This window comes from Thalassospira sp., from assembly GCF_030690045.1.
Classification (GTDB): Bacteria; Pseudomonadota; Alphaproteobacteria; order Rhodospirillales; family Thalassospiraceae; genus Thalassospira.
Map to the genome: position 1 here is coordinate 333,228 of NZ_JAUYHK010000016.1, position 14,326 is coordinate 347,553.

11 protein-coding genes are annotated in these 14,326 nt (G+C 58.5%); 3 read left to right on the plus strand and 8 right to left on the minus strand.

Going from position 1 to position 14,326, the window contains the following annotated elements; translation table 11 throughout:
* Positions 1-49: 49 nt before the first annotated feature.
* The 6 genes from trxA to tsaE all read right to left on the minus strand — a co-directional run bounded on the left by trxA (position 50) and on the right by tsaE (position 9,335).
* Entirely contained in the window at positions 50-370 is a 321-nt protein-coding gene (gene trxA, locus Q8O73_RS13100; protein WP_305558610.1) for a thioredoxin TrxA, read from the minus strand.
* 77 nt (positions 371-447) lie between these two features.
* Entirely contained in the window at positions 448-3,930 is a 3,483-nt protein-coding gene (gene addA / locus Q8O73_RS13105) for a double-strand break repair helicase AddA (RefSeq protein WP_305558611.1), read from the minus strand.
* Positions 3,927-7,019: a double-strand break repair protein AddB gene (gene addB, locus Q8O73_RS13110; RefSeq protein WP_305558612.1), complete on the minus strand. Its 3,093-nt coding sequence runs from the start codon at positions 7,017-7,019 to the stop codon at positions 3,927-3,929. Before addB ends, addA begins: the two co-directional genes overlap by 4 nt.
* The gene (locus tag Q8O73_RS13115; protein ID WP_305558613.1) at positions 7,016-7,744 is read right to left on the minus strand and encodes a nucleotidyltransferase family protein; all 729 of its coding nucleotides are present in this window, start codon (positions 7,742-7,744) and stop codon (positions 7,016-7,018) included. Before Q8O73_RS13115 ends, addB begins: the two co-directional genes overlap by 4 nt.
* Positions 7,741-8,901: an aminoglycoside phosphotransferase family protein gene (locus Q8O73_RS13120; protein WP_305558614.1), complete on the minus strand. Its 1,161-nt coding sequence runs from the start codon at positions 8,899-8,901 to the stop codon at positions 7,741-7,743. The genes Q8O73_RS13115 and Q8O73_RS13120 overlap by 4 nt, the downstream gene beginning before the upstream one ends.
* Entirely contained in the window at positions 8,862-9,335 is a 474-nt protein-coding gene (tsaE, locus tag Q8O73_RS13125; RefSeq protein ID WP_305558615.1) for a tRNA (adenosine(37)-N6)-threonylcarbamoyltransferase complex ATPase subunit type 1 TsaE, read from the minus strand. Before tsaE ends, Q8O73_RS13120 begins: the two co-directional genes overlap by 40 nt.
* Before the next feature lie 158 nt (positions 9,336-9,493).
* On the opposite strand from tsaE, the gene Q8O73_RS13130 reads away from it, so the two are divergent.
* From Q8O73_RS13130 to Q8O73_RS13140, 3 genes are all read left to right on the plus strand, one after another.
* The gene (locus Q8O73_RS13130; RefSeq protein WP_305558616.1) at positions 9,494-10,528 is read left to right on the plus strand and encodes an NAD(P)/FAD-dependent oxidoreductase; all 1,035 of its coding nucleotides are present in this window, start codon (positions 9,494-9,496) and stop codon (positions 10,526-10,528) included.
* Between the two features lie 26 nt (positions 10,529-10,554).
* Positions 10,555-10,968: a GFA family protein gene (locus tag Q8O73_RS13135; protein WP_305558617.1), complete on the plus strand. Its 414-nt coding sequence runs from the start codon at positions 10,555-10,557 to the stop codon at positions 10,966-10,968.
* A 157-nt stretch (positions 10,969-11,125) separates the two neighbouring features.
* Positions 11,126-11,890 (plus strand): nucleotidyl transferase AbiEii/AbiGii toxin family protein, encoded by a 765-nt coding sequence (locus Q8O73_RS13140; RefSeq protein WP_305558618.1) that lies wholly within the window; start codon positions 11,126-11,128, stop codon positions 11,888-11,890.
* 24 nt (positions 11,891-11,914) lie between these two features.
* Here Q8O73_RS13140 and Q8O73_RS13145 read toward each other — a convergent pair whose 3' ends face one another.
* Positions 11,915-12,376, minus strand: a complete 462-nt coding sequence (locus tag Q8O73_RS13145) for a heme-degrading domain-containing protein (protein ID WP_305558619.1) — start codon at positions 12,374-12,376, stop codon at positions 11,915-11,917.
* A 72-nt stretch (positions 12,377-12,448) separates the two neighbouring features.
* Entirely contained in the window at positions 12,449-14,254 is a 1,806-nt protein-coding gene (gene lepA / locus Q8O73_RS13150) for a translation elongation factor 4 (protein WP_305558620.1), read from the minus strand.
* Positions 14,255-14,326 lie beyond the last annotated feature (72 nt).

Below are 14,326 nucleotides of genomic sequence, written 5' to 3' on the forward strand. Positions count from 1 at the left end.
GGCGGGCTGCATCATACAGCCCGCCTTTTGATTTTTGGTCGAAACCCGATCAGATCGACTGGTTGATCCAGTCCACAAGCTGGCTTTTGGGCAATGCGCCGACTTTCATCGCCGCAACTTCGCCACCCTTGAAGATCATCAGAGTCGGGATGCCGCGCACGCCATATTTCGACGGCGTGGTCGGATTTTCATCGATATTGATCTTGGCAATCGTCAGTTTGCCACCCAGTTCACCGGCGATTTCATCAAGGTAAGGGGCAATCTGTTTGCACGGACCGCACCATTCCGCCCAGAAATCAACCAGAACCGGGGCGTTGGCACCAAGAACATCGGCGTCAAACGATGTATCGGTTACTTTAATCGTCGTCATACTATTGATCCTTGTTGTAAGGCCCACGGCCTCGATCCGCTTTATGGAGCCAAAGGTAGGCAGCGTTTCCCCAAAGGTCAAGCGCGTTGCATCACCAACAGGTGATCTGGCAATTCCACCATCCACGGCCCGTTGGTCCACAGGATGTAGCAGGCAATTTTTTTGTCCGGATACATCTGGCGCAAAGCATCGCGATAAATTGCCATCTGACGGCGATAGGCCAGCGGCGTGCCCGTTACATCATGGGGCGGCGGACGGTTGGTTTTGTAATCGACAATCATCACCCGGTCCCCGTCAATGCGCAGGCGGTCAATCTGGGCCGAGACCACATCGCCGCCGACAATCCCGACCAGTGGCACCTCGGCCCGCGATCCGGGCGCAAAGACCGGGGCAAATTCGGGATTTTCCAGAATCGCAAGGGTTTCACGGGCAATTTCCGTCTGTTGCCCGTCATCAAGCCCATGCACCGGTTGCGCCAGAAACCGCTTTGCACTTGCCGCCCGGCGGTCGGGCGACAATCCCGGCAACAGTTCCAGCAATTTGTGGATCAAAAGCCCGCGTTTGAAACTTTGCCCCTGATCCCCGCCCAGCGGCGATTGCACCGATGGTTCGTCTTCCAAAGGCCGACTGGGGGCCAGCGGGCGCGGTGGAAAGGATTCGACCGGGGCAATATCGCGAATCAGGACCCGTTTGGGGGCCTGTGCATCATCATCGGCCACATCACCGGCCCGATCCGCGACCACCGGTTCGGATTGCGCCGTTTCCCAGACATAGCCATCCCCCTGCCAGCCCGAAGACGCAAAGGTTGAAAGATCAAACGCCTGCGGGGTGGCGAACCCCGCCATTGCCTGTTTGCACATTTGATACCAGCAATGATCGGGCGGTGCTTTTTTACCCTGCCAGCCACAAATATAAAGGCGATCCTCGGCGCGGGTCAGGGCGACATATAACAGGCGGTTATATTCCTCGTCGCGTTTGCGGGCGACTGCATCACGCAATGTTTTGACCGTATCGGTTTCCAGCGCCACCCGTGGCAACCAGAACATCAAATCGCGGTCTTCCTGCCAGAACAGGTTGGGCGACTGGTTGGGGACGGCCATCGTATCGGGCAAAAAGACAATCGGGGCTTGCAGGCCCTTGGCCCCATGCACCGTCATGATCCGCACTTCGTCGCGACCGCTTTGTTCCAGATCGCGTTTGATTTCAGCATCGCCTGCCAGCAACCAGTGCAGGAATCCCTGCAAGGTCGGCGCGTGATCGGCCTCATAGGTCATGGCAAGGTTCAGGAATTCGTCAAGCGGGTCGTGCGCCTCGATCCCCAGTCGCCCGACCAGCCGTGCGCGTACCCCGCGGGCATCGCCCCCGCGCCCGCCCAGCAATTCGGCAAACAGTTCAAAGGGTCGTTCATAATCCACCCGGCCCAGCCAGCCCGACAGAAAATCATAGGCCGCCTGAAAAACCGGATCATCGCCCGCATGACTGCGCAAACCGTGCCACAGGCTGCGCGGGCGGTTATGGGCGATGGTAAAAAGCTGTTCCTCGTCAAAGCCGACCAGCGGGCTTTTCAGCAATTCCGCCAGGGTCAGGTCATCTTCGGGCATCAGCAAAAACCGGCCAAAGGCGATCAGATCCATCACGGCGAGCTGATCGGTGATCTGCATCCGGTCTACCCCGGCGACCGGCACATTGCGTTCTTTCAGGGCCTTGACGACTTCATCGACAAAGCCGGTCCGCCTGCGCACCAGAATCATGAAATCCCCGGCCCGCACCGGCCGCCCGCGCGATGTTAAAACCTCGGCATGATCTATCGCATGGCGAATGCGCCCGGCGATTACCCGCGCCAGACGGATTTCCGGGTCATCCAGCCGCACAATGCGGGTGGGGGGTGTCCATGCCGGGGCGTCGTCACGCGGATGCGGTTCGACCGGCGGCCAGAATTCAATACGCCCGGCCTGCCCCTGACGAAAGGGGCTGTGGATCACATCCTGCCCGGCATCACCCACCCCCTGATGGGCGGTTTCACCGGCAAAGACCCGGTCCACCGTGCCCAGAACCGCATCGGTGGAGCGAAAGGAAATATTCATCGGCACGGGCCGCCATTGCCCGCCGCTTTCCTTCACCCGGCGTTCAAAATAATCGCGCATTTCGGCAAATTTGCCCGGATCGGCACGTTGAAAGCTGTAAATCGATTGTTTGGCATCGCCGACGGCAAAAATGGTGCGCGGTTTTTCATCATGCTGACCACTACCGACGAAAAATTCCTCGGCCAGAATCCGCACCATTTCCCATTGTTCCGGGTTGGTGTCCTGGGCCTCGTCAATCAGGATATGGTCAAGGCCTTCGTCCAGTTTGAACAGGACCCAACCGGCAATGCCGGCCTGCTGTGTCAGCAAATCCAGACTGGTCAGGATCAGATCGTCGTAATCCAGCCGGGCGTGCATCGCCTTTTTGCGGGCATAGCGTTGCAACATCGCCTCGCCAATCGTGATCAGCGCCCCGGTTGCCGCCGCAACCGCGGCCGCCTTGCGGGCCGTTTCAAGACGCAATAACCGGACTGCCTCGGCCTCCAGCGCGTCGGCCCCCGCCGGGTGATTTTCGGCGGCATTTTTGGTGATCAGGCGGGCGCGCAAATCGCCCGCGCCGGTGAAAAAGACGCTGCGATAGTCATTAAAAACCGTCAGTCGCGCCTCGATATCGGTTTTTTCCAGAAACTGTGCCAAGGCAGGCACCCGGTCCCGGTCGGTTTTGGTGCCTGCCTCAAGCGCGGCCAGCGCCATCATCAGGCCATCGCGGTCAAACGCCCCGTCGGCCAATGCCCGGCGCAGCAGATCGGCCTCGTTTTCGCCCGGCGTTGCGCCCAAGGCCTGACACACCGCCGCACGCATCGCATCGGGCCCGCCATGATGCGCCAACATGCGTTTTAACCGCCCGCGTTCGCGTGCCAGTTCGCCCATCACCTCGCCAAAGGCGCCTTCGCGGACCTGGGCGGTGACCACCGCCACCGCATCGGCCAGGGCCTGATCGCGGCCACTGCGCGCCTGGGTAAGGGTTTCTTCCTGCACATCATTCATGGTTTCCGATGCGGTGCGGTCATCCATGATTTCAAAATGCGGGGCCAGTCCTGCCTCAAGTGGGAAACGACGCAACAGCGATTGGCAAAAGGCATGAATGGTTTGAATTTTCATGCCACCGGGGGCGTCAAGCACACTGGCAAACAGCCGCCGGGCGCGTCTGGTTTCGTCATCACCGGGGGCCTGTCCGGCCAGTCTGACCAGATCATCATGCAGGGCATCGTCACCCATCGTCGCCCAGCGGCCCAGCCGTTCATTGACACGGTTGGCCATTTCGGCGGCGGCCGCCTTGGTAAAAGTCAGGCACAAGATACGATGCGGTTCGGTCCCTGCCAGCATCAGGCGCAAGACGCGGTCCGACAGCACCTTGGTCTTGCCCGCCCCGGCCGATGCCGACACCCAGACCGAGGCCGCCGGGTCGGAGGCCTCGCGTTGCAGGACATTGGGATCATCGCCGCGCGGCATGTCTTGCGGGGATTGCCGGGTCATGACGTTTCTCCGTCATCGCTTTCTTCGCTGCCCATCCATTCGCGTTGCCGCGACAGATGCACATAATCGGAATATTTCGGGGCATGATCGGGGTGCGGCACGCTGAGATAAGGTGTTTTTTCATCGGCAAAGGCCGCCGCCAGCGCCGTGACCCCGGCCACCGCCGCATGGGCCAGATCAGCCGGGGTTTGATTCTTGACCGTGACTTCCTTTATCTCACCGGCCGGGTCGCCGCCCGACAATTTCCAGAAGGCAAATGATGCCGGAGGACCGGCAGGGACATTCTCAAATCCACCCTGTTCGGCAATTGCGGCTTCGAGGGGCAATTGCGGGGCAAAACCGTTGGCGACGTCACTTTGACTGGGTGGGCTGCCGGTTTTGTAATCAATGATCGCAATACCGCCATCGCGCAGCACATCAAGCCGGTCGGCACGGGCAAAAACGCGAAAGCCGCCAGTGGTTTCAAGGATACCGTCGCGTTCGGCATAACAGCGGCGGATATGATCGCGCCGGGCCGATTCGGTTTGCACGAACCATTTGGCAATGCGTTCAAAACGCGGCCACCAGAACGCCCACAGGCCGGGCCGCGCCATCAGGGGTTCAAACACATCGCGGCCCATTGCAACCAGGCGGTCTTCGGCATCGGGCGGCAGGGCATCGGGAAAGGTGGAGACAAACCGGTCCAGCGCATCGTGAATCAGATTGCCATAATCGGCGGCACCGGGGTCTTCATCGACATCGTCAAGTTTGCGCAGGCGCAAGATATGCCGGGCATAAATCGCATAGGGATCGCGCATCCATGTTTCGATCTGGGTCACCGATAACAGACCGGGCCGGGCCGCAACCGGGGGGCGCGGGGCCGGACGGCCAATTTTGCGGCGCATGTGATCGGCAGGTTCATCAAGCTGTTCGGCCAACGCCCGCCACATCGCGGCGTCGGGTTTTTCCATCGACACACCGGATTTGCGCAACATGTTTTCAATCCGTAACAACCAGCGCGACGGCACGGTTGGCGTGCCTTCGACCCGCAAGGCGCGGGTCATCACCACATCGGGCGCACAAAACAATTGTTGAAAATCATGGGCCGATTGGCCGACGCGGTGTTCGGGGGCCGGCAGGCCGAATTTGTGGCGCATCGGGCGGCTCATCCACGGATCGGCCCCGGCATCGGGCGGCCAGACGCCTTCATTCAGGCCGCCCAGAATGGTCAGATCGGCCTGTTGCATCTGGGCTTCGACCGCGCCCCAGATAAACAGGCGCGGATGTTTGCCAAATTTGGGCCGCACCGCCCGATCCGCCATCAGGGCATCAAGGAACGCGCCATAGCGATTGCCCGGCAACGGGCCGAAATCGGGCAAGGCTTGCAGCAATTCATAGACGAAATCGGCCAGTGCCTCGCCCGCTTCGCCGCGCCACAAACGGTCTGCACCGTTTTGGTCGAGACCATTCGCATCCATCCCGGCGGCCAGCATTTCGGCACTTCGTACATGGGTGCGCAATATCTCGACCGGCGGGCAGGCCCCGTTCTCCATCAAGGTAACCAGCGGCATCAGCGCCGCCTCAACCCGTGCGATCAGATCCGTCAGACGGCCATGATCATCGCGCAGCCGCGCAATCCGTGCGGGTGCGCCATCGCCGCCGTTTTTTTCGATGCGGGCGATTTCCGTCGCGCACCAGCTATCCAAAGTGGTTTGCAGCCCATTCAGCCCCGCCGCCGGACGCGCCCCACGCAACACCCGCAGTTCCAGAAGCCGGATCAGGACCCGGAACTGTTCGGGCGGCAGACCGGCGGCACAAAGCGGATGTTTGAGCAATTCCAGCAAGGGGACGGGCGCAAATTCTTCCTGTACGGCGCGGACCAGCAGGCGGACATAAATTGCCGGGGCGGTATCGTGCAACGGGACACCGGCGGAATCATCCACCTCGATCTGCCAGCGGCGCAATTCGGTTGCCACCCGGCGCGCCAGACCGCGATCGGGCGTGACCAGCGCACAGGTTTTTTGCGGGTCCTGCAAGGCATCGCGCATCATTACCGCAATCGTTGCGGCTTCTTCGCGCGCCCCGGAACAATCGATCCGCAAGACGCCGTCCATGACATCGGGGCCGAAATCCGCCACATATCGCCATTGATCGGTGGTTTTGGCCGGGCGCAGGGCTTCGCGGGCCAGACGGCGACGTTCGAGGCGGGCGGCATCGGTGATGCCATCGCCCCATTGCCCCACATCATCGGCCCCCCGGCCCAGATGGCGCAGGGTTTTCGCCAGCAAATGTTGCGGATGGGTGGCATCATCGCCAATCGCCTGCCAGTCATCGGCCGACAGATCATTCATCAGGCCGGGCAACACCACCCGCCCTTGCGGCAAGGCCAGAACCGCTTTCATCAAATCACGCAGGGCGGGAAACGGCCCGGTTGATCCGGCGACAATCACCGGATGGGCGGGCGGGTTTTGCTGCCACATATCGATCTGGGCGGCGATCAGGGCATTGCGCCGGGCGGCGCGGTCCGACATTTGCTGTGCTGCCAGAATATCGGGCCAGTGTTGGGTCAGGATTTGCAGAAAATCGAGGGTCAGTTGCCAGTGTTGCGAAAATTCGGCCGGAACCAAGCCTTTTAAATCCTCGAACCGGCAATTTTCGGTTTGCACCTGATCAAGAAACCGGGCCAGTTCCCCGGCCAGACGCGCCGCCTGATCCGCGCCCGGCCTGTCGCCCTTGTGGTCGGGGCGGGCCATGATCATGCGGGTCAGCAACAATTTGCGCTGCAAATCGGCAATGGCGGGCGGCAGGTCGATTTCCGGCGCATCGGTTTGCCCCGCCGCCTGTCCCCCTGCCTGTCCCGGTGTGCCCAGAACCGTCAATTCATCCTCATCGGCCTCGCCCATGGCGCGGATGGTCGGCAGCAGCGTGACCTTGCCCGCCGATTGCCGCAAAAACGCATCGCGCAGGACCTTGCAAGACCGGTGATTGGGCACCAGAATCACATAATCGCTCAGCAACAGGGGATTATCCGCCGTTTCGGCCAATAAATGGCGGGCGATCAGATCGGCAAAGGGCAGGCCCGGTGCGATGGAATAGAGAGTGCCGGTCATCCCGCCCCCTCCGTCGCGTTCAGTTTTTCTTCTGCCGCAGTCAGGGCATCGGGTGTGCCGATATGGAACCAGCCCCCGTCATGCACCAGCCCGTAACACCGCCCCGATTTCAGGGCGCGGTCATAAATCACATTCAACGAAAACGCCCCGGCGGGGCTATCGTCAAACAGATGCGGGGCCAGAATTTGCACCCCGGTAAAAAAATACGGTGCCGCCGGGGCATCGCCGCGCCGTTTCAACCGGCCATCAACCTGCCAGAAAAAATCCCCGGCCCCGTCATAGCCAAATGCGCCCTGCACCGGATAAATCGCCAACAGGGCATCCATATGATCGGGATCAAAGGCATCGATCATGCGGTCAAACAACGCATCCCGGCCTTCGGTCCAGTACACATCGGCATTGGCGATCAGAATGGCGTCCTGATCGAGCAAAGGCAGGGCGTTTTTGACCCCGCCGCCGGTTTCCAGCAATTCCACCTCGGGCGACGTGATAATCTGCGGCTGTGCGCGTTTTGCCACATGATCGACAATCATATCGCCCATGTAATGACTATTGACCACCACCCGATTGATCCCGGCATCTTGCAGGCGGTCCAGAACATGGTCCAGCATCGGACGCCCGCGCACCGGCACAAGCGGCTTGGGCAGATGATCGGTGATCGGGCGCATCCGCTTGCCCAGTCCGGCGGCCAGAACCATCGCCTGGGCGCGATCTGTTATCGTCATTCGGGGCCTCCGCCAGAAAGGGATGGGGTATGATCCGGGATATGCGGGATTTGACGGGCGTCAGGTGGAATATGAAGATCCACCCAATCCTGCAAGGCCGGAAGATGAACATCCGCCCCGCGCAGGATCAAATCCCATGCCTGCGGCACGAAATTTAAATAACGCCGTTTGCCGGTTTCCCGCGCCAGCCAGCCAAACCGCCCCAAAATGCGAAAATTGCGCACCATGCCACAGGCAATATAAGCCATATCGAAACCGGAACGATCCATGTCCGGGAAGGCCGCCACATACCGGTCTACCATCGCGGTTTCAAGACCGGCCCCGATATCATGGCGCACATCGCGCAGCAACGACACCAGATCATAGGGACGCGGCGCAATTGCGGCATCCTGAAAATCAATGATGCCACAGGCCACATCGCCATCATCGGTATCGACCAGCATCAGATTATCCACATGATAATCGCGATGAATCACGACTTCGCCCGCCTGCCAACATAATGGCAGAACCGACGCCAGAAGGGCATCGAGCCCGGCAATCGCCTGTTGGCGCTTTGTGTCATCGGTAATCACCAGGGGCAGGTAATCACGGGTAAAACTGGCAATCTGGCGGCGGAAATTTTCCGGACCATAGGTCACCAGTTCGGGCCTGCGCCACAGATGTTCGGGTTGGCGGTGCAGATCAATCAACGCATCCACCGCCTGCACATACAGGGCCGGGGTGCTGATTTCGCCGATTTCCAGCGCCCGGGTAAAGGTCAGATCGCCAAAATCCTCGATCAACATCAGGCCCGTCGCCCCGTCATGGGCGATAATTTCCGGCACCCGCCAGCCGCAACCGGCAAACAGGGCGGTTGTCATCACCACCGGCGCAAGGGATGCGGCCCGTTCGGGCCGATCCGACACACCATGCGGGTCAATCGACACGGCATCGGGTGGATAATCCATCAACAGAATGCTTTGACCATCCCGCAACAACCGGAAATACCGCCGGGCCGAGGCATCATCCACCAGCTTTTCACGCCGTGCATCGCCCCAGCCATGCCGGGCCAGAAAAGCCGCAATTTCGCGTTCGCGCCGGATCTGTGCCTGCGTCTGTGACTGTTTCCCCATGCTGTTCACAACGGCCCCGCCATTTTCGCCAGCCGCGCCTGCCATCCCGCCCCCGACGGCGACAGGCGAATGCGCCGCGCATCGTGGGTCGGACCGGGTTCGATATGAATATCGAGATGATCCTTGGGGGTGAGATATCCCAGACGGTCGGGCCATTCGATCAGACTGACCGCATCGTGAAAGGCATCCTCGATATCAAGTTCCAGCGTTTCTTCGGGGTCGGACAGCCGATACAGGTCAAAATGCCAGACCGGCAGCGGGTCCAGTTCGTAAATCTGGACCAGTGTAAAGGTCGGGCTGGGGACTTCTTCATCCGGGTTCCCGGCAAGGGCACGGATATAGGCGCGGCAAAAGGCACTTTTGCCCATGCCCAGCGTGCCATGCAGCAAAATCACATCCCCGGCCTGCGCCATGGTGGCCAGTTTTGCCGCGAGGGCTTCGGTGCCGTCCTGATTGGCAATATCGACTGTCTTTTCCATTTCTGCCCGTCTGATCGCGTCGGTCCAGTGTTTCTTGTAGGGGGTCGCCCCCCGTCTTCGCAAGGTTTTGGTCACACCGGACATTGCGATTATGGGGGTGAAATGTTATTTCGCCCAAGGTAGATTAATCGCCTGTATCAGATTGGGATGAAAACAAAATGTCAGATCCGCAAAACAACCCGGTTCACCGCACCGACATTGCCATCATTGGCGCAGGGCCAACCGGGCTTTTTGCCGTATTTGAAGCCGGGCTTCTGGGCCTGAAAGCCCATGTCGTGGATGCACTTGATATGGTCGGCGGCCAGTGCGCGGCCCTTTACCCGGAAAAACCGATTTTCGACATCCCCGCCCACCCGCAAATTGCCGGGCAGGATCTGATTGACCAGCTTGCCAAACAGGCCGCCCCGTTCGAGCCGACTTATCATCTGGGTCAACAGGTGACGAAACTTGAAAAACGGGCCGATGGCCGTTTTATGCTTGAAACCTCGGTCGGCACGGTGATTGATGCCGGTGCCGTCATCATCGCGGCCGGATGCGGGGCATTTGGTCCCAACAAACCGCCGATGGAAGGGCTTGAGGATTACGAAGGTTCCGGCGGGGTGCAATATTATGTCAAACGCCGGGTCGATTTCGCGGGCAAAAAAGTCGTGATCGCCGGGGGCGGTGATTCCGCCGTTGACTGGGCGCTGAGCCTGCATGATATCGCCGAAAAGGTGATGGTGGTGCATCGTCGCCCGAAATTCCGCGCTGCCCCGGACAGCATCGCCAAGCTTGAAGCCCTTGCCGCCGCAGGCAAGATCGAGATGGTTATTCCCTATCAGTTGCACAGCCTGAAGGGCGAGAATGGCAAACTGTCCCATGTGGTGGTGGCGACGCTCAAGGGCGAGGAACTGGCGCTTGAGGCCGATCATTTGCTGCCGTTCTTTGGTCTTGCCATGGAACTGGGTCCGATTGCCGATTGGGGCCTTGACCTTGATCGCAGCCATATCGGCGTGACCCAGGCGACGATGGCAACATCGGTGCCGGGCATTTTTGCGATTGGCGATATCGCGACCTATGACCACAAACTCAAACTGATCCTGTCGGGCTTTGCCGAGGGCGCCAGCGCCGTACATGCCGCGCGCAGCTATCTGTTCCCGGACAAGGAATTCCATTTTGAATATTCCACCACCACCGGCGTTCCGGCGGAATAATCCGGCCCCATACAAGGAGGCGCACCATGACCGACACGGCCCCAACCCATTCCGGCGGATGCCTGTGCGGCGCGGTGCGCTTTGTCGTTGCCGGTGAACCGGTCAGCGGCAATCATTGCCATTGCGTAATGTGTCGCAAGGATAGCGGATCGGGCGTTTCAACCTTTGTCACCTTTGCGACCGCAACCCTGAAATGGACCGGCGACACCCCGGCGGAATATGAAAGTTCGCCCAACTGTTTTCGAGGTTTTTGCCCGAAATGTGGGTCCAGCCTGACCTGGCGGCATGGCGATTATGCGGATTTTCTGGATTTCCGGCTGGGCAGTTTTGACGACCCGGCACCGTTCAGGGCGCAAAAACATCTGTGGATGACAAGCGCCCTGCCTGCATTTTCAGGCATTGATCCCGATATTGCGCATTTTGATCAGAGCAGCATATAAATCATATTCTGTGACAAACATTGACGATATGCCCCATAGACAGTAAGTGTTGCGAACATTTTAAGAACAAAATTTCGCAAAGCTGGGCATATCATCGTGACAATAACGCAATCAGACTGTCTTTTACAGAGCACCCTGCTTTGTCCGGACGTGTGATGTGACAGGTCCGTCCCTTCATTCTCATCACACCAGGATTCATTATATCCTGTCTTGCTTGCGCGAAGATTTTTTCGCTGATAACGGCATTTTATTTTGCGGCGGCACCATGCTGACATTAACGCATGGGGAATATCGCCGGGCAGATGATATTGATTTTGCACCAAACCCGGCACAAGGCGGATATCGGTTATTGCGCAACCTGATAAGGTCCGATGCATCGGTCCTGTTTAAAAAACTGCCGCCCGATATCACCCTTTCCGAAGCCCGCTACAATCAATATGGCATCAAATTCGAGGTTCAGACAGGGGAAGCCTCCGACCTGGCAAACATCCCCATCACGTTCGAGATTTTTCTGGAAACACGGCTGGCGGCCCCCGGGAAACCGGCTTTTTATCCGAATATTCCCGTGCCGTGCCTCAATGACAATGATCTGGCGGTTCAAAAACTGCTGGTCAATACCGATCAGGGCGCAGATACCGCCCTCGACAATCGGGATGTTTATGATCTGGCCATACTGGCGACCACCGGCCAATGCGATATGAAGCAGGCCATTGTCACGGCAAACAAAACATATGATGTCGAAAAGTCACTCGACTATGCCCTGTCGCGGACCGAGGACATCACCCTGCGCACCGCAAATTTTCACAATCTTGCGATTGAACCTGCCTTTTGGGGCAGACTGGAAGACGGCATGGACTGCCTTCGGGCGCATCGGGGCATGATGCCGTTATCATTACGAATTGGAAACGATATGCCCGCCTGATGAGACGGGCGCAAAATGCGGCTTTCAGCCAAGCATGACCCCAAGATATTTTGCCAGTACATCGACAATCATGCCGTGATCTTCGGCCGAGGCCAGCCCCGAGACCGTGATTGCCGCAATCACACCTGCCCCGGTGACCCGGACGGGGAAACTGCCGCCATGATCGGCATAATCAGCAAAATCAAGCCCGTGATCGGCCAGATTTTTACCCTTGGCCCGCAGGATTTCCCCAAACAGCATGGAGGATTGATGGGTGTGCAGCGCCAGATTGCTTTTGCGCCGCGCCCAATGATCATTGGCCGGAACAGCACCTGGCAAGGCGGCATGAAACAGGGTGCGATCCGCCGTGCGGATATTGATCACCACCGGGGCCTGTTTTGCCTGTGCCGCCGCAACCAGTTCACACCCCACCTGCCATGCGGTTTCTTCGGTGAAGGACGTAAAAACCAGAACGTCTTCATGGTGCTTTAGCAGATCAATATCCAAAAGTCCCTCCTGTCATCAAAAAGGCCGCATTCCCAAGGAATACGGCCTTTTTTCAGGATCGCCAAACGGCAATTATTTGTCTTCGCCCATTTTAAGGGCATTGATAAAGGCCGATTGCGGAATTTCGACGCGGCCAAACTGGCGCATTTTCTTTTTACCGGCCTTTTGTTTGTCCAGAAGCTTACGCTTGCGCGAGATATCGCCGCCATAACATTTGGCGGTCACGTCCTTGCGCATCGCCGAAACGGTTTCGCGGGCAATCACCTTGCCGCCAATTGCCGCCTGAATGGCAACGCGGAACAATTGCCGGGGGATCAGGTCTTTCAGACGGCCGCAAATTGCCCGGCCGCGTGTTTCGGCCTGTCCGCGATGGACCATCAGGGCAAGGGCATCGACCGGTTCTTCATTGACCAAAATCGATACCTTGACTAGATCGCTTTCATCATAGCCCGCCAGTTCGTAGTCAAAGCTGGCATAGCCTCGCGAAATGGATTTGAGGCGGTCGTAAAAATCAAATACCACTTCGTTGAGCGGCAATTTATACACCACCATCGCCCGGTTGCCGACATAGGTCAGGTCAAGCTGCACGCCACGACGTTCGGTGCACAGGGTCAAAATCCCGCCCAGATAATCATCGGGCACCATGATCGATGCTTTGATCCACGGCTCTTCAATCGCCTTGATCTTGGTGACATCGGGGAAATCTGCCGGATTATGCAGCATCATTTCGGTGCCGTTATTCAGAAGAATCCGGTACGACACCGATGGCGCGGTCGTGATCAGGTCCAGTTCGTATTCACGTTCCAGACGTTCCTGGATGATTTCCAGATGCAAAAGACCCAGAAACCCACACCGGAAGCCAAGGCCCAGTGCGGTTGAATTTTCCGGTTCAAACTGGAACGAGGCATCATTGAGATGCAGCTTTTCCAGCGCATCGCGCAGCGTGTCATATTCGCTGGTATCGACCGGGAAAATGCCGCAGAACACCACCGGGATCGACGGTTTGAAACCTGCCAGCGGCTTGTCGCACTGACGTTTTTCCTCGGTGATCGTGTCGCCGACTTCGCATTCGGCAACTGTTTTCATGCCGCAATTGATAAAGCCGATTTCGCCCGGCCCCATCTGATCAAGTGCCAGCGGTTTGGGCGTAAATACCCCGACCCGTTCAATGGTATGGGTTACCTTGGCATTCATGAAACGGACCTTCTGGCCCTTTTTCAGCGTGCCTTCCTTGACCCGGACCAGAATCATCACGCCCAGATAGGAATCATACCAGCTATCGACCAGCAACACCTGAAGCGGCGCCGTCGCATCCCCGACGGGGGCAGGCAAACGATGTACCAGTGCCTCAAGAACATCGGGAATGCCAAGGCCGGTCTTGGCCGAAATCATCAGCGCGTCCGAGGCATCAATGCCAATCACTTCTTCGATCTGTGCCTTGACCTGATCGGGTTCGGCGGCAGGCAAATCGACCTTGTTCAGGACCGGGACGATTTCGTGATTGTTTTCAATCGCCTGATAGACGTTGGCCAATGTCTGGGCTTCGACCCCCTGGGCGGCATCCACAACCAGAAGCGATCCTTCGCAGGCCGCCAGCGAGCGCGAGACTTCATAGGCGAAGTCCACATGGCCCGGCGTATCCATCAGGTTCAGCGTATATTCCTCGCCATTTTTGGCGACATATTTCAGGCGTACCGCCTGCGACTTGATGGTAATGCCGCGTTCGCGCTCGATATCCATCGAGTCGAGGACCTGTTCGGACATTTCGCGGTCGGTCAGACCACCGGTCACTTGAATCAGGCGATCCGCAAGCGTGGATTTGCCGTGATCGATATGGGCGATGATCGAGAAATTTCGGATATGTTTAAGATCGGTCATGACCTGCTTCTAGCATTCGACATTCGGGATATCCAGCCCCGGTCCGACGGAATGAACCGCTTTTGACCCGTC